Raw genomic sequence first — 15,614 nt, 5'->3', positions numbered from 1 at the left:
CGGGTGGCGGGGCCGGTCAGGGCCGCAGCACCACCTTGCCCAGGTTGCCGTGCGACTCGATCGCCTCGTGCGCCTTCGCAGCCTCCTCCAGCGCGAACTCGGCGTGCACAGCGGGCCGTACCAGCCCCTGTTCGAACAGCCGCCAAAGCTCCTGCCGCCACCGCTCGTACCGCTCGGGCATCTCTCGGGCGATCCGCGCCATCTGGAAGCCGATCACCGACCGGGCACCGACGAGCAGGTCGTACGCCCGTATCGTCCCGCCGCCCGAGCTGTACGCCACCAGCCGTCCGCCCGGGGCGAGCGCGGCGACCGCCGGGGCGAGGAGGTCTCCGCCGACCGCGTCGAGGACGCAGTCGACCGGGTCGCCCCAGTCGTCGTCGCCGTAGACGATCACCTCGTCGGCCCCGAGCGAGCGGACGAAGTCCGCCTTGGCCGGGTCGGAGACGGCGCCCACGACGCGGGCCGCGCCCCGCACCCGGGCGAGCTGCACCGCGAGGTGCCCCACGCCGCCGGCCGCCGCCGTCACGAGCACCGACTCGCCCCGCTCCGGCCGGGCCGCCGCCAGGGCGCCGAGGGCGACGAGGCCGCTGCGGACCAGGGCGACCGCCTCGACGAAGGAGGCACCGGCGGGGACGGGGGAGGCCATGGCCTCGCGCAGCGGCGCGAAGTCGGCGTACCCGTGCCCGAAGCACAGCCCGGTCACCCGGTCGCCGGGCCGGAAACGGGTGACGTCCGCGCCGACGGCCGTCACCTCGCCGGCGACCTCCCCGCCCAGCGGGATCGGCTGGGCCGCCTCCGTGACCTTGCGGACGACGGGGAGCGTGACGCCGACGGCCGCACAGCGCAGGAGGAGTTCGCCGGGGCCCGGCTCGGGCACGGGTGTCTCTTCGACGAACAGGGGGCCACCGGCCGACCGGTACCGCACGCGGCGCATCGCACCTCCAGGAGAGGAGTTCGTTGGGAGTGCCAACGGTATCTCCTCGTTCGTGGGGGAGTCCAACGGTTTTTTGGCTAGGCTGCCGCCATGCGTGAAGCCGAAGCTCCCCTCGCCGAGATCCGTTCCCTGCCCAGCTGGCTCCTCGGCCGGGCCGCCGCCAGGGGAAGGGCCCTGGTCGCCGGCGCGCTCGCGGCGGAGGGGCTGAAGATGTGGCACCACGTGGTGCTCTCCGCCGTCCGCGACCTCGCCCCCGTCGCCCAGGCCGACCTCGGCCGCGGGGTGGGGCTCGACCCCAAGGACCTGGTCGGCGTCCTCAACGACCTCCAGGCCGCCGGTCACGTCGTGCGCGAGCCCGACCCCACCGACCGGCGCAAGAACGCGGTCTCCCTCACCGCCGAGGGCGCCCGTCTGCTGGCGCGCTGCGAACAGGCGGCCCGCGCGGCCAACGCGACCCTGCTGGCGCCGCTGTCCGCCGAGGAACGCGACGTCTTCATGGACCTGCTGGTACGGGTGTCGGGCACGCGTGAGTGAGGCGGGCGGCGCCGGCGGGGCTGCCCGCCGGCAGTCCCGGTGCGCGGGTCAGCCCTGCCCCGCCGGGGCCCGCAGGGCGATGCGCTCCTCGCCCGCGTAGACGTTCATCGAGGCGCCCCGCAGGAACCCCACCAGCGTCAGGCCCGTTTCCTTGGCCAGGTCGACGGCCAGTGACGACGGTGCCGAGACCGCCGCCAGCATCGGGATGCCCGCCATCACGGCCTTCTGGGCCAGCTCGAAGGAGGCCCGGCCGGACACCAGCAGGATCGTGCGGGACAGGGGCAGGGCGTCGTTCTGAAGGGCGCGGCCGACCAGCTTGTCGACCGCGTTGTGCCGGCCCACGTCCTCCCGTATGTCCAGCAGCTCCCCGTCGTCGGTGAACAGGGCCGCCGCGTGCAGCCCGCCGGTACGGTCGAAGACCCGCTGGGCCGCGCGCAGCCGGTCGGGCAGGCCGGTGAGGAGACCGGGGGTGACGCGCACCGGGGGTTCGTCGGCGATCGGCCAGCGGGCCGTCGTACGGACCGCGTCGAGACTGGCCTTGCCGCACAGGCCGCAGGAGGACGTGGTGTAGACGTTGCGCTCGAGGGTGATGTCGGGCAGGACGACGTCCGGCGCGGTCCGCACGTCCACCACGTTGTACGTGTTGGAGCCTGCCCCGAGCTCCCGGCTTCCCTCGGGCAGGGAGGCGCCCCCACCTGTCGCCCCCGCGCAGTACACGATGTTCACCAGGTCCGACGCCGCGCCGAGCACCCCTTCGCTGACCAGGAAGCCGGCGGCCAGCGCGAAGTCGTCGCCCGGGGTGCGCATGGTGATGGCCAGCGGCCTGCCGTCGAGCCGGATCTCCAGCGGTTCCTCGGCCACCAGCGTGTCCGGGCGCGAGGAGACCGCCCCGTCCCGGATGCGGAGCACCTTGCGTCGTTCCGTGACTCGTCCCATGTCCTGATCAGTCCCGGTTCTGTACGTGCTGTGGCCGAAACGGCCCTTGTCGCGAAGGGTGCCGCGCGCCACCGGGGCCGCCGTCCGGCGCGGTGGCCCCGACGGTCTCATTGTCCTGCACGCGACTCCGGCCAGGCACCCGGGCCCCGACAGCCCCGCCGCGTGCCTGACGGAACGCGTGCCTGACGGAAGCCGACAAGCCCGGCCCGCGTTTCCTGTGGCATCGCCTGCCCTCCTACCCGCGGGTCACTGATGAGACTGGTCCCTCCGCAACCCACGGCAACGAGGGGGACCCCCCATGAACGGCTCGCGCATCGCCGCCGTCGGCCACTACCAGCCCGCCAAGGTGCTCACCAACGAGGACCTGGCCGCCCTGGTCGACACCAGCGACGTGTGGATCAGGAGCCGCGTGGGCATCCGCACCCGGCACGTCGCCGCGCCCGACGAGCCGGTCGACGAGCTCGCCGCGCACGCCGCCGCCAAGGCGCTCGCGGCGGCCGGTCTCGCACCGGCCGACATCGATCTGGTCCTGGTCGCCACCTCCACGGCCGTGGACCGTTCCCCCAACACCGCAGCCCGCGTCGCGGCCCGCCTCGGTGTCCCGCGGCCGGCCGCGATGGACGTCAACGTCGTGTGCGCCGGCTTCACCCACGCCCTGGCCACCGCCGACCACACCGTGCGCGCCGGAGCCGCGACCCGCGCCCTGGTCGTCGGCGCCGACAAGATGACCGACGTGACCGACTGGAGCGACCGGTCGACCTGCGTCCTGGTCGGCGACGGGGCGGGCGCGGCCGTGGTCGAGGCCTGCGCGCCCGGCGAGAGCGCCGGCATCGGCCCGGTGCTGTGGGGTTCGGTGCCGGAGATGGGCCACGCGGTACGGATCGAGGGCACGCCCCCGCGGTTCGCGCAGGAGGGGCAGAGCGTCTACCGGTGGGCCACCACGCAGCTGCCGCCGCTGGCCCGGCAGACCTGTGAGCGGGCCGGTGTCGCGCCCGAGGACCTCGCCGCCGTCGTCCTGCACCAGGCGAACCTGCGCATCGTCGAACCCCTGGCCGGCCGGATCGGCGCGGTCAACGCCGTGGTCGCCCGCGACGTCGTGGAGTCCGGCAACACCTCGGCCGCGAGCATCCCGCTCGCCCTGTCGAAGCTGGTCGAGCGGGGCGAGGTGCGGCCGGGCGACCCGGTGCTCCTGTTCGGTTTCGGCGGCAACCTCTCCTACGCCGGTCAGGTCGTGCGCTGCCCCTGAGTGACCCGGTGCCCCTGCGGCGGGGGCCGACCGGCCCTCGCGGGAGGCGACTCGGGCGCCGAGTTCCCTCGCGCCGGGCCGAGCACCGTGACCTCCTCGGCGCGATCGCCGGCCACGAAGGGCAGCACGCCACCCGCCCGGTGCGCGAGCACGCCGCGCACATCCGCAGGTCGCGCCCCGAGAGCGGGCGGTCCTGGGTCCCGCGCACACCCGCAGGCCGCGCCCCTGGAGCGGGTGGCGCTGAGCTCCAGCGCACCCCGGCGGCGGCAGCAGTCGCGCGCCGACGCCGTACCGCCGCCCTTTGTCCTGTGAGAGGAGAAAGTCGGCGGCAATTCGTGCACAGCTTCTTCCCAGCTTCGGCGGTCACTGCTACGTTCCCCTCGAAAGCCCGGAACGAATGGCCGAATTGAGGCGGGGAGGGGCACGTGAGACGCATGACCGCTCGACCCGCCAACACGCACCAGGCCCGGCTGCTGAGGCTGCTGCGCGACTCCGGCCCCAGCTCCCGCGCCCAACTCGGCGACCAGGTCGACCTCTCCCGGTCGAAACTGGCCGTGGAGGTGGACCGGCTCCTGGAGACGGGACTGGTCGTCGCCGACGGTCTCGCCGCCTCACGCGGCGGCCGGCGTTCCCACAACGTCCGGCTGGCGCCCACCCTGCGCTTCCTGGGCGTCGACATCGGCGCCACCTCCGTCGACGTCGCGGTCACCAACGCCGAACTGGAGGTGCTGGGCCACCTCAACCAGCCGATGGACGTGCGCGAAGGCCCGGTCGCGGTCTTCGAACAGGTCCTCGCCATGGCGGCGAAGCTCCGGGCCTCCGGGCTCGCCGAGGGGTACGACGGTGCCGGGATCGGTGTCCCGGGCCCCGTCCGCTTCCCCGAGGGTGTCCCGGTCGCGCCCCCGATCATGCCGGGCTGGGACGGTTTCCCGGTGCGCGAGGCGCTCAGCCAGGAACTCGGCTGCCCGGTCATGGTCGACAACGACGTGAACCTCATGGCGATGGGGGAGCAGCACGCGGGCGTCGCACGCTCCGTGGGCGACTTCCTCTGCGTCAAGATCGGCACCGGCATCGGCTGCGGCATCGTCGCCGGCGGTGAGGTGCACCGCGGAACGACGGGCAGCGCCGGCGACATCGGCCACATCCAGGCCGTGCCCGACGGCCGCCCCTGCGCCTGCGGCAACCGGGGCTGCCTGGAGGCCCACTTCAGCGGCGCGGCCCTCGCGCGGGACGCCCTGGAGGCGGCCGCCCAGGGCCGGTCCGCCGAACTCGCGGCGCGGCTGGCCGCGGGCGGCACCCTCACCGCCGTCGACGTCGCCGCAGCTGCGTCGGCGGGCGACGCCACCTCGCTCGACCTGATCCGGGAGGGCGGCACCCGCACGGGCCAGGTCATCGCCGGGCTCGTCTCCTTCTTCAACCCCGGTCTGGTGGTGATCGGCGGCGGGGTCACGGGCCTGGGCCACACCCTGCTCGCCGCGATCCGTACCCAGGTCTACCGCCAGTCGCTGCCCCTGGCGACCGGCAACCTCCCCATCGTCCTTGGGGAGTTGGGGCCGACCGCCGGCATCATCGGCGCGGCCCGCCTCATCAGCGACCACCTGTTCTCACCCGCGTAGGCCCGGCCGTACCGGCGCAGCACCCCGGCGTACCGACCCGAGCACACCGCCCCGGCGTACCGACCCGAGCACACCGCCCCGGCGTACCGACCCCGGCACACCACTCCGGCGTACCGACCCCGGCGTACCACTGAGACCGGCCGCAGCACAGGCCGCGCCCACGGCACACGCACCACCAGCACAGCGCCTGCCCCACCCTGCCCGCCCTGCCCTGCAAGCGCTCACCCCGAAACCGCCCTGCCCCGCACGCCCACGTCCACGGCACGTCCGACCCACCCGGCCACCACGGCCCAGCCCCGCCCCCGCGAGCGAGCAAGCGCTTCCACAACTGTTCCCGCATCTCCCCGCTTCCACCACTCCCGCCCTCCAACCGGCCCGCGCCCCGCCCGCCGAGGGGAACCCACATGGCATCGGAACCACCCCTGCTCAGCATGTCCGGCATCACCAAGTCCTTTCCCGGAGTCCGGGCCCTCGACGGCGTCGACCTCGACGTCAGGGCCGGTGAAGTGCACTGCCTGCTCGGCCAGAACGGAGCCGGCAAGTCCACCCTCATCAAGGTGCTGGCCGGCGCCCACCAGCCCGACACCGGAACCATCCGCTGGCACGGCGAGCCGGTCGTCCTGCGCTCGCCGATCGCCGCCATGCGCCTCGGTATCGCCACCATCTACCAGGAACTCGACCTGGTGGAGCACCTGTCCGTCGCCGAGAACGTCCACCTCGGCCACGAGCCCACGGCGGCCGGCTTCGTCGTGCGCGGACGAGCGGCCCGCACGGCGACCGCCCGGCTGCTGGAACGGCTCGGCCACCCCGAGATCGACCCGGCGCGCCCGGTGGGGGAGTTGTCCGCCGCGCAGCAGCAGATCGTGTCCATGGCGCGGGCGCTCTCCCACGACGTACGGCTCATCGTCATGGACGAACCGTCCGCCGCGCTCGACCCGGAGGAGGTCGACAACCTCTTCCGTGTCGTCGCCGCCCTCACCGGGCAGGGCGTCGCCGTCGTCTACATCTCGCACCGGCTGGAGGAGATCCGCCGCATCGGCGACCGGGTCACCGTCCTCAAGGACGGCCGGGCGGTCGCGGGCGGGCTCGCGGCGAGGACCACACCGACCAGCGAGGTGGTCGCGCTGATGACCGGCCGTGACGTCGAGTACGTCTTCCCTCCACGGCCGGGCACCGCGCCCGAGGGCGACCCGGTCCTGGAGGTGCGGGGGCTCGCCCGGGACGGTGAGTTCGCGCCGCTCGACCTGGCCGTCCGGCCGGGGGAGATCGTCGGTCTCGCCGGACTCGTGGGGTCCGGACGCTCGGAGATCCTGGAGACGGTCTACGGCGCCCGCAGGCCGACGGCCGGTCAGGTCCTGGTCGACGGGGCGCCGGTGCGGCCCGGCAGCGTGCGCGCGGCGGTCCGCGCGGGCCTCGGGCTCGCCCCCGAGGAGCGCAAGGCGCAGGCGCTGCTCATGCTGGAGTCCGTCACCCGCAACGTGTCGGTCTCCTCGCTGGCCCGCTTCTCGCGCGGCGGCTGGCTCGACCGCGGCGCCGAACGCGGCGCCGCTCACGCCGCCACCCGCGAACTGTCACTGCGGCCCGACAACCCGGCCGTGCCCGTGCGCACCCTCTCCGGCGGAAACCAGCAGAAGGCCGTCCTGGCGCGCTGGCTGCTGCGCGGCTGCCGCGTCCTGCTGCTGGACGAACCCACCCGCGGCGTCGACGTCGGCGCCCGCGCCGAACTGTACGCGGTCGTACGGCGGCTCGCCGACGAAGGCCTGGCGGTGCTGCTGGTCTCCAGCGAGGTCCCCGAGGTGCTGGGCCTGGCCGACCGGGTCCTGGTGCTGCGCGAGGGACGCGTCGTGCACACCGCGCCCGCCCGCGACCTCGACGAGCACCGCGTACTCGACCTCGTGATGGACGCACACCCCGTGGCCAGTGAAGGGAGCCCGGCGTCATGACGCAGCACGTGTCCCCGCCCCGGGGCGGCACCGACAAGCAGGCGACCGCGAGCGGTCCGCCCACCTGGCGCGGCCTGCCGGCCCGCGCCGACGTCCGCACCCTCTCCCTCCTCGGGGTGCTGGCCGTGCTCGTCCTCATCGGCGGGCTCACCAAACCGGACGAGTTCCTCGACACCCGCAACCTCCAGCTCGTCCTCACCCAGGCCTCCGTCATCGGGGTCGTCACCGTCGGCATGACCTTCGTCATCACCTCCGGCGGCATCGACCTGTCCGTCGGCGCGATCGTCGCCCTGTCCTCGGTCTGGGCGACCACGGTCGCCACCCAGGAGTACGGCTTCGGCGGCATCCTCCTCACCGCCGTCCTGGTCGGCCTCGGCTGCGGCCTGGTCAACGGAGTGCTCGTCGCCTACGGCGGCATGGTCCCCTTCATCGCCACCCTCGCCATGCTGGCCTCCGCGCGCGGCCTGGCCCTCCAGATCACCGACGGCCGCACCCAGGTCGTCACCGTCGACGGCATCCTCAACCTCGGCGAACGCGACTCCTACGTGCTCGGCGTCCCGCCGCTGGTCCTGGTCTTCGCGGCCGTCACGGTCATCGGCTGGCTGGTGCTCAACCGGACCACCTTCGGCCGCCGCACCATCGCCGTCGGCGGCAACCCGGAAGCGGCCAGGCTGGCCGGCATCGACGTCCGCCGCCAGCGGCTCTACCTGTACCTGCTGTCCGGGCTGTGCTGCGGCATCGCCGCCTTCCTGCTGATCATCCTGTCCGGCTCGGGCCAGAACACCAACGGCAACCTCTACGAGCTGGACGCCATCGCGGCCGCGATCATCGGCGGCACGCTGCTCAGCGGCGGACGCGGCACCATCACCGGCTCGGTGCTCGGCGTGCTGATCTTCACCACGATCACCGACATCTTCGCCCTGAACAACCTGCAGAGCGACGTCCAGCAGATCGCCAAGGGAGCGATCATCGTCGCCGCCGTGCTGGTCCAGCGCCGTACCGCGAGCACGACCTGAGGAAAGGGTTCACCGCCATGTCGCCACTCACGAGCCGCAGAGGGCTGCTCTTCGGAGCCGCCGCCGTGTCCACCGGTGCCCTCCTCACCGGCTGCACCAGCAACGAGACCAAGGACGAGAAGACCGCGGGCAGCGACCGGCCGGCCGCCGACGACAAGCCGGGCAAGCACGTCACCATCGGCTTCGCCGGCCCGCAGGCCGACCACGGCTGGCTCAACGCCATCAACGACCAGGCCAGGAGCCGCGCCAGGAAGTACTCCGACGTCAGCCTGGAGAGCACCGAGGGCTCCAACGACACCGCGGCCCAGATCGGCCAGATCGAGACGCTGATCAACAAGAAGGTCGACGTGCTGGTGGTGCTGCCCGCCGACGGCAAGGCGCTCACCCAGGCCGGCTTGAAGGCCATGCGCGCCGGCATCCCCGTGGTCAACCTCGACCGGGTCTTCAACACCCCCCAGGCGTACCGCTGCTGGATCGGCGGCGACAACTACGGCATGGGGCTCAACGCCGGCCACTACATCGGCGAGAAACTCAAGGGCAAGGCGGACGCCCGCGTCGTCGAACTCGCGGGCCTGGACAACCTGGAGCTGACCAAGCAGCGCAGCCAGGGCTTCGACGACGCACTCAAGAACTACCCGAACATCAGGAAGGTGGCCCGCCAGGCCGCCGAGTTCACCGTCGAGTCCGGCCAGGCCAAGATGGCCCAACTGCTTCAGGCACAGCCGAAGTTCGATGCCCTGTGGAACCACGACGACGACCAGGGCGTGGGCGCGCTGCGCGCCATCGAGCAGGCCGGTCGCGACGACTTCCTGATGGTCGGCGGCGCGGGCGCCCTCACCGCCTTCCAGGCCATCAAGCAGGACAGCGGGGTCCTCAAGGCGACCGTCCTCTACCCGCCGACCATGGCCGCCTCGGCGATCGACCTCGCCCGCGCCCTCGGCCAGGGCAAGGGCGTCGGCGGCCTCGCCGAGTACGAGATCCCGTCGTCGATCACGCTCTACTCGGCCGTCGTCGACAAGACCAACGTCGACCAGTACATGCCCACCGGCTTCCGCTGAGCCGGCCGCACTCCACACAGCCGGCCGCCCTTCACCGGGTTCCGGCACCGCCGGTGGGCCGGGACCGACCGACCCCCCACCGTGGCACGACGACGAGGAGGACCTCCGTATGGGACAGCCGCAGCAGTCAGACGACGCGGCACGAGCGAAGCCGCCGCTGCGCATCGGCATGGTCGGCTACGCCTTCATGGGCGCCGCCCACTCCCAGGGCTGGCGCACCGTGGGCCGCGTCTTCGACCTGCCCAGGCACCCGGTGCTCGCCGCGATCTGCGGCCGGGACCCGGTCGCCGTGCGCGCCGCCGCCGACCGGTACGGCTGGGCCCGCGCCGAGACCGACTGGCGGGCCCTGATCGCCCGCGACGACATCGACCTCGTCGACATCTGCACCCCGGGCGACAGCCACGCCGAGATTGCGCTGGCCGCGCTGGCCGCGGGCAAGCACGTCCTGTGCGAGAAACCGCTCGCGAACACGGTCGCCGAGGCAGAGGAGATGACCCGGGCCGCCGAAGCCGCCCGCGCCCGCGGCCAGGTGGCCATGGTCGGCTTCAACTACCGGCGCGTCCCCGCCACCGCACTGGCCCGGCGGATGGTCGCCCAGGGCAGGCTCGGCACCCTGCGCCACGTCCGGGTCACCTACCTCCAGGACTGGCTCGTCGACCCCGGCTTCCCGCTGACCTGGCGGCTGCGCCGGGAACTCGCCGGATCCGGCTCGCTCGGCGACCTGGGCGCGCACATCGTCGACCTCGGGCAGTACCTGGCGGGCGAGACCCTGGTCGGCGTGTCCGCGCTCACCGAGACCTTCGTACGGGAACGACCGCTGCCCGTCGCCGCCGGCACCGCACCCGCCACCGCCCCCGCCACGGGGCAGGTCACCGTCGACGACGCCGCCCTGTTCACCGGCCGGTTCGGCTCCGGCGCCCTCGCCTCCTTCGAGGCCACCCGCTACGCCACCGGCCGCAAGAACGCCCTGCGCATCGAACTCAACGGCGAGCGCGGCTCGCTCGCCTTCGACCTGGAACGGCTCAACGAGCTGTGGTTCCACGACGGCACCGAACCCGGTGAGCACGCCGGATTCCGCCGCATCCTGGTCACCGAACCCGGCCACCCCTACCTGGAGGCCTGGTGGCCGCCGGGCCACGGCCTCGGCTACGAGCACACCTTCGTCCACCAGGCCCGCGACCTCGTCCACGCCGTCGCCGAGGGCACCGGCGCCGAGCCGTCCTTCGCCGACGGGCTCCAGGTGCAGCGGGTGCTCGCCGCCGTGGAGGAGAGCGCCGCCAAGAACTCCGTCTACACCCCCGTAGCCGTCTGAGGAGGCCAGCGACATGCCGCGCCCGTTCACGCTCTTCACCGGCCAGTGGGCCGACCTGCCCCTGGAGGAGGTCTGCCGCCTCGCCCGCGACTTCGGCTACGACGGCCTCGAACTCGCCTGCTGGGGCGACCACTTCGAGGTCGACAAGGCCCTCACCGACCCCGCCTACCTCGCCTCCCGGCACGACCTGCTCGACAAGTACGGCCTGAAGTGCTGGGCCGTCTCCAACCACCTGGCCGGCCAGGCCGTGTGCGACGCCATCATCGACGAACGCCACCGGGCGATCCTGCCCGACGCGGTGTGGGGCGACGGGGAACCGGAGGGCGTACGGCAGCGGGCCGCCACGCGCATGAAGGACACCGCGCGGGCCGCCGCCGCCTTCGGCGTCGACACCGTCATCGGGTTCACGGGCTCCGCCATCTGGCACCTCGTCGCCATGTTCCCGCCCGCCCCCGAGTCGATGATCGAACGCGGCTACGAGGACTTCGCCGCCCGCTGGAACCCGATCCTGGACGTCTTCGACGCCGAGGGCGTGCGGTTCGCCCACGAGGTCCATCCCAGCGAGATCGCCTACGACTACTGGACCACCCACCGCGCCCTGGACGCCGTAGGCCACCGGCCCGCCTTCGGCCTGAACTTCGACCCCTCCCACTTCGTGTGGCAGGACCTCGACCCGGTCGGCTTCCTGTGGGACTTCCGCGACCGGATCTACCACGTCGACTGCAAGGAGGCCCGCACCCGGCTCGACGGGCGCAACGGCCGGCTCGGCTCCCACCTGCCGTGGGGCGACCCGCGCCGCGGCTGGGACTTCGTGTCGGCCGGGCACGGCGCCGTCCCCTGGGAGGACGTGTTCCGGATGCTGCGCTCCATCGGGTACGCGGGACCCGTCTCCGTCGAGTGGGAGGACGCCGGCATGGACCGGCTCCAGGGCGCCCCAGAGGCCCTGACCCGCCTCAAGGCCTACGACTTCGAGCCGCCGACCGCCTCCTTCGACGCGGCGTTCGGCAACTGACCTCTTCCCCCTCCGGGATGACGGCGCATCCCGGCGCACGCACCCACCCGTACGACCGGCCCCATCGATGGAGGCATCCGTGCACGGGAACGACCGCACCACCCGCACCACCCGCCCCGACCGACCCGCGACCGCCGCACGGCGGCGCCCGTCCTTCCGCAAGGCGGTCGCCCTGCTCGGGGGCGCGCTGCTCGCGGGCGCGTCCCTGACCCTCGCGACACCCCAGGCCGGCGCAGCCGTCGCCGGCGGGAAGACCGGCCAGAACACCGCGCAGGCACCCGCCGAGGACTTCCAGCAGGTCGCCCTCGCCAAAGGCGCGGCCGAGGTCGGCGAGCCCATGTCGCTGGCCGTCCTGCCCGACCGCTCCGTCCTGCACACCTCCCGCGACGGCACCCTCCGCCTCACCGACGCCGCGGGCAACACCCGTGTCGCCGGCAAGCTCGACGTGTACTCCCACGACGAGGAAGGCCTGCAAGGCGTCGGCATCGACCCGGACTTCACCGCCAACCGGTTCGTGTACCTCTACTACGCGCCGCCGCTCAGCACCCCCGCGGGCGACGCCCCCGAGACCGGCACCGCCGCCGACTTCGCCCCCTTCGACGGCGTCAACCGGCTCTCCCGCTTCGTCCTGAAGACGGACGGCACCCTGGACGCGGCCAGCGAGAAGAAGATCCTCGACGTCCAGACCTCGCGCGGCATCTGCTGCCACGTCGGCGGTGACATCGACTTCGACGCGGCGGGCAACCTGTACCTGTCGACCGGCGACGACTCCAACCCGTTCCAGTCGGACGGCTTCTCGCCCCTCGACGAACGCGCCGACCGCAACCCCGCCTTCGACGCCCAGCGCTCGGCCGGCAACACCAACGACCTGCGCGGCAAGATCCTGCGCATCAAGGTCGACGCCGACGGCTCCTACTCGATCCCCGACGGCAACCTCTTCGCGCCGGGTACGGCCAAGACCCGGCCCGAGATCTACGCGATGGGCTTCCGCAACCCGTTCCGCTTCAGCGTGGACAAGAAGACCGGCATCCTCTACGTCGGCGACTACGGCCCCGACGCGGGTGCGGCCGACCCCAAGCGCGGCCCGGCCGGCCAGGTCGAGTTCGCCCGCGTCACCGGCCCCGGCAACTTCGGCTGGCCGTACTGCACCGGTGCCAACGACGCCTACGTCGACTACGACTTCGCGACCAAGGCGTCCGGCGCGAGCTTCGACTGCGCCGCACCGAAGAACACCTCCCCGCACAACACCGGCCTGACCGACCTGCCCCCGGCCCAGCCCGCCTGGATCCCGTACGACGGCCCGTCCGTGCCCGAGTTCGGCGACGGCTCCGAATCCCCGATGGGCGGCCCGGTCTACCACTACGACCCCGCCCTCGACTCGCCCGTCAAGTTCCCCGAGGCCTACGACGGGAACTTCTTCGCCGGTGAGTTCGGCCGCCGCTGGATCAAGCGGATCGCCAGCGACGACAAGGGCACCGTGCAGTCCATCAACCCCGTCCCCTGGACCGGCACCCAGGTGATGGACATGGCCTTCGGCCCCGACGGCGCGCTGTACGTCCTCGACTACGGCACCTCCTGGTTCGGCGGGGACGACAACTCCGGCCTGTACCGCATCGAGAACGCCACCGACGGCCACTCCCCGGTCGCCCAGGCAGCCGCCGACCGCACCTCGGGACAGGCACCCATGAAGGTCGGCTTCTCCTCCGCGGGCAGCAGCGACCAGGACGGCGACGCGCTCACCTACCGCTGGGACTTCGGCGACGGCGCCACCGCCACGACGGCGAATCCCACGCACAAGTACAAGAAGAACGGCACCTACACCGCCACCCTGACCGCCGAGGACCCCTCCGGCCGCACCGGCAGCGCGAGCGTGCAGGTCGTCGTCGGCAACACCGCACCCAAGGTGACACTGCAACTCCCCCAGGACGGACAGCTGTTCAGCTTCGGTGACGCCGTCCCCTTCAAGGTGAAGGTCACCGACCCCGAGGACGGCAAGGCCATCGACTGCTCCAAGGTCACCGTCACCTTCGTCCTCGGCCACGACACCCACGGCCACCCGCTGACCTCCGCGCAGGGCTGCTCCGGCACCATCCAGACCAGCGCCGACGGCGGCCACGACGAGAACGCCAATATCTTCGGCGTGTTCGACGCCCAGTACACCGACAACGGAGGCGGCGGCCAGGCCCCGCTGACCACCCACGACCGCAATGTCACCCAGCCCCGCCACCGGCAGGCCGAGCACTTCAGCGACTCCTCCGGCGTCTCCGTCGTCGCCAAGGCGAGCGCCCACGGCGGCAAGACGGTCGGCGACATCGACAACGGCGACTGGATCTCCTTCACGCCCTACGTCCTGAGCAACGCCCAGAAGATCACCGCGCGGGTCTCCTCCGGCGGCGCCGGCGGCACCCTGGAGGTCAGGGCCGGCTCCCCGAAGGGCACCCTCCTCGGCAAGGCCACCGTGCCGGTGACCGGCGGCTGGGAGACCTTCCAGGACGTCAGCGCCCCCCTGTCCCGCGCCCCCAGGGGCACCACCACCCTCTACCTCGTCTTCAAGGGCGGCACCGGAGCCCTCTTCGACGTGGACGACTTCGTCTTCACCACCGGCTGAAGGGAGGACACATGAAGCGCTCCACCGGCCGGCTCGCCACGGCCGTCACGGGCACGGCCCTGCTGCTCGGCTCTCTATGCGCCCCGGCCTCCGCGCACCCCGACGACGCCGGAGCACGCATCCTGGTCTTCTCGAAGACCGCCGGCTTCCGGCACGACTCGATCCCCGAGGGGATCGCCGCCGTCAGGGAACTGGGCGGCCGAAGCGGCTTCGCCGTCGACGCCACCGAGGACGCGCGGGCCTTCACCCCAGCCAACCTGCGCCGCTACCGGGCCGTCGTGTTCCTTTCGACGACCGGTGACGTGCTCGACGCACGGCAGCAGAAGGCCTTCGAGCAGTACATCCGCCACGGCGGCGGCTACGTCGGCATCCACGCCGGCGCCGACACCGAGTACGACTGGGCGTTCTACGGCGGGCTCGTCGGCGCCTGGTTCAAGTCCCACCCGGCGATCCAGCCGGCCCGGGTGAACGTCGAGGACCGCGCCCACCCGGCGACCTCGCACCTGCCCGGGACCTGGAACCGCACCGACGAGTGGTACGACTACCGCTCCGACCCGCGCGAAAAGGTCCACGTCCTCGCCTCCCTGGACGAGTCGTCGTACACCGGCGCCACCATGAACGGCGACCACCCGATCGCCTGGTGCCAGAGCTACCGGGGCGGCCGCTCTTTCTACACCGGCGGCGGCCACACCAAGGAGTCGTACGCCGACCCGGCCTTCCGCGCCCACCTGCTCGGCGGGATCCGGTACGCCACCGGCGCGGCCCAGGCCGACTGCCGCCCGGAGAACGGCTACCGTCCGCTCTTCGACGGCACCGCCGCCTCCCTCGACGGCTGGAAACAGGCGGGCCCCGGCACCTTCACCCTGGACGACGACGGCACCCTGACGTCGGCCGGCGGCATGGGCCTGCTCTGGTACGCGGCCTCCGGCTTCTCCTCGTACTCGCTGAAGCTGGACTGGAGGATGGCCGGCGACGACAACTCCGGTGTGTTCGTGGGCTTCCCGCCCTCGGACGACCCCTGGTCGGCGGTGGACAACGGCTACGAGATCCAGATCGACGCCACCGACGTACCCGAGAAGACCACCGGCTCGGTCTACGGCTTCCAGTCCGCCGACCTGGCCCGGCGCGACCGCGCGCTGAACCCGCCGGGGGAGTGGAACACGTACGAGATCCGCGTCGAGGGCGAACACCTGCGGGTGTTCCTCAACGGCGTCAGGATCAACGACTTCACCAACACCGATCCGGCCCGGAGCCTGGCCGACGGACACATCGGCATCCAGAACCACGGACCCGACGACCCGGTGTCCTTCCGGAACATCCGGATCAGGGAACTGCCCGCGGCCCACGCGCCGCGCGGCCACTGAACGACGGCGGGCGGGGGACGCCGGACCCCCTCCCG

General features: G+C 72.8%; 12 protein-coding genes. 10 read left to right on the top strand and 2 right to left on the bottom strand.

Going from position 1 to position 15,614, the window contains the following annotated elements:
* Positions 1–16: 16 nt before the first annotated feature.
* Entirely contained in the window at positions 17–934 is a 918-nt protein-coding gene (locus ACFC02_RS28555; protein WP_376363205.1) for a zinc-binding alcohol dehydrogenase family protein, read from the bottom strand.
* Positions 935–1,024: 90 nt separating this feature from the next.
* On the opposite strand from ACFC02_RS28555, the gene ACFC02_RS28550 reads away from it, so the two are divergent.
* Positions 1,025–1,468 (top strand): MarR family winged helix-turn-helix transcriptional regulator, encoded by a 444-nt coding sequence (locus ACFC02_RS28550; protein ID WP_376363164.1) that lies wholly within the window; start codon positions 1,025–1,027, stop codon positions 1,466–1,468.
* A gap of 48 nt (positions 1,469–1,516) precedes the next feature.
* On the opposite strand, the gene fdhD is transcribed toward ACFC02_RS28550, so the two are convergent.
* The gene (gene fdhD, locus ACFC02_RS28545) at positions 1,517–2,404 is read right to left on the bottom strand and encodes a formate dehydrogenase accessory sulfurtransferase FdhD (RefSeq protein ID WP_376363161.1); all 888 of its coding nucleotides are present in this window, start codon (positions 2,402–2,404) and stop codon (positions 1,517–1,519) included.
* Between the two features lie 298 nt (positions 2,405–2,702).
* On the opposite strand from fdhD, the gene ACFC02_RS28540 reads away from it, so the two are divergent.
* The 9 genes from ACFC02_RS28540 (at position 2,703) to ACFC02_RS28500 (ending at position 15,579) form a co-directional block, all read left to right on the top strand.
* Positions 2,703–3,650 (top strand): beta-ketoacyl-ACP synthase III, encoded by a 948-nt coding sequence (locus ACFC02_RS28540; RefSeq protein WP_376363158.1) that lies wholly within the window; start codon positions 2,703–2,705, stop codon positions 3,648–3,650.
* Positions 3,651–4,084: 434 nt separating this feature from the next.
* Positions 4,085–5,266, top strand: a complete 1,182-nt coding sequence (locus tag ACFC02_RS28535; protein WP_360964523.1) for an ROK family transcriptional regulator — start codon at positions 4,085–4,087, stop codon at positions 5,264–5,266.
* Positions 5,267–5,670: 404 nt separating this feature from the next.
* Complete coding sequence (locus ACFC02_RS28530) at positions 5,671–7,209, top strand: sugar ABC transporter ATP-binding protein (protein WP_376363154.1); 1,539 nt, start codon at positions 5,671–5,673, stop codon at positions 7,207–7,209.
* Positions 7,206–8,225, top strand: coding sequence for an ABC transporter permease (locus ACFC02_RS28525; RefSeq protein WP_376363151.1), 1,020 nt, complete (start codon positions 7,206–7,208; stop codon positions 8,223–8,225). Before ACFC02_RS28530 ends, ACFC02_RS28525 begins: the two co-directional genes overlap by 4 nt.
* A gap of 17 nt (positions 8,226–8,242) precedes the next feature.
* Positions 8,243–9,283, top strand: a complete 1,041-nt coding sequence (locus ACFC02_RS28520; RefSeq protein ID WP_376363148.1) for a substrate-binding domain-containing protein — start codon at positions 8,243–8,245, stop codon at positions 9,281–9,283.
* A gap of 109 nt (positions 9,284–9,392) precedes the next feature.
* Positions 9,393–10,595 (top strand): Gfo/Idh/MocA family protein, encoded by a 1,203-nt coding sequence (locus ACFC02_RS28515; RefSeq protein WP_376363145.1) that lies wholly within the window; start codon positions 9,393–9,395, stop codon positions 10,593–10,595.
* Positions 10,596–10,608: 13 nt separating this feature from the next.
* Entirely contained in the window at positions 10,609–11,607 is a 999-nt protein-coding gene (locus ACFC02_RS28510) for a sugar phosphate isomerase/epimerase family protein (RefSeq protein WP_376363143.1), read from the top strand.
* Positions 11,608–11,686: 79 nt separating this feature from the next.
* Positions 11,687–14,215 carry a PQQ-dependent sugar dehydrogenase gene (locus tag ACFC02_RS28505; protein WP_376363140.1) on the top strand — a complete coding sequence of 843 codons (2,529 nt, stop codon included), beginning with the start codon at positions 11,687–11,689 and terminating at the stop codon, positions 14,213–14,215.
* 11 nt (positions 14,216–14,226) lie between these two features.
* The gene (locus ACFC02_RS28500) at positions 14,227–15,579 is read left to right on the top strand and encodes a ThuA domain-containing protein (protein WP_376363137.1); all 1,353 of its coding nucleotides are present in this window, start codon (positions 14,227–14,229) and stop codon (positions 15,577–15,579) included.
* Positions 15,580–15,614 lie beyond the last annotated feature (35 nt).

Origin of the sequence: Streptomyces sp. NPDC056160 (genome assembly GCF_042268205.1) — a bacterium.
Classification (GTDB): Bacteria; Actinomycetota; Actinomycetes; order Streptomycetales; family Streptomycetaceae; genus Streptomyces.
The sequence above is the reverse complement of the archived record's forward strand: the minus strand, read 5'-3'. Positions and strand labels throughout refer to the sequence as shown.

Bases quoted from the DNA above. Each gene is read 5' to 3' on its own strand.
- ACFC02_RS28540 (WP_376363158.1), top strand. From the start codon at position 2,703: ATGAACGGCTCGCGCATCGCCGCCGTCGGCCACTACCAGCCCGCCAAG.
- ACFC02_RS28530 (WP_376363154.1), top strand. From the start codon at position 5,671: ATGGCATCGGAACCACCCCTGCTCAGCATGTCCGGCATCACCAAGTCC.
- ACFC02_RS28500 (WP_376363137.1), top strand. From the start codon at position 14,227: ATGAAGCGCTCCACCGGCCGGCTCGCCACGGCCGTCACGGGCACGGCC.
- ACFC02_RS28515 (WP_376363145.1), top strand. From the start codon at position 9,393: ATGGGACAGCCGCAGCAGTCAGACGACGCGGCACGAGCGAAGCCGCCG.
- ACFC02_RS28555 (WP_376363205.1), bottom strand. From the start codon at position 934: ATGCGCCGCGTGCGGTACCGGTCGGCCGGTGGCCCCCTGTTCGTCGAA.
- ACFC02_RS28535 (WP_360964523.1), top strand. From the start codon at position 4,085: ATGACCGCTCGACCCGCCAACACGCACCAGGCCCGGCTGCTGAGGCTG.
- ACFC02_RS28520 (WP_376363148.1), top strand. From the start codon at position 8,243: ATGTCGCCACTCACGAGCCGCAGAGGGCTGCTCTTCGGAGCCGCCGCC.
- fdhD (WP_376363161.1), bottom strand. From the start codon at position 2,404: ATGGGACGAGTCACGGAACGACGCAAGGTGCTCCGCATCCGGGACGGG.
- ACFC02_RS28525 (WP_376363151.1), top strand. From the start codon at position 7,206: ATGACGCAGCACGTGTCCCCGCCCCGGGGCGGCACCGACAAGCAGGCG.
- ACFC02_RS28510 (WP_376363143.1), top strand. From the start codon at position 10,609: ATGCCGCGCCCGTTCACGCTCTTCACCGGCCAGTGGGCCGACCTGCCC.
- ACFC02_RS28550 (WP_376363164.1), top strand. From the start codon at position 1,025: ATGCGTGAAGCCGAAGCTCCCCTCGCCGAGATCCGTTCCCTGCCCAGC.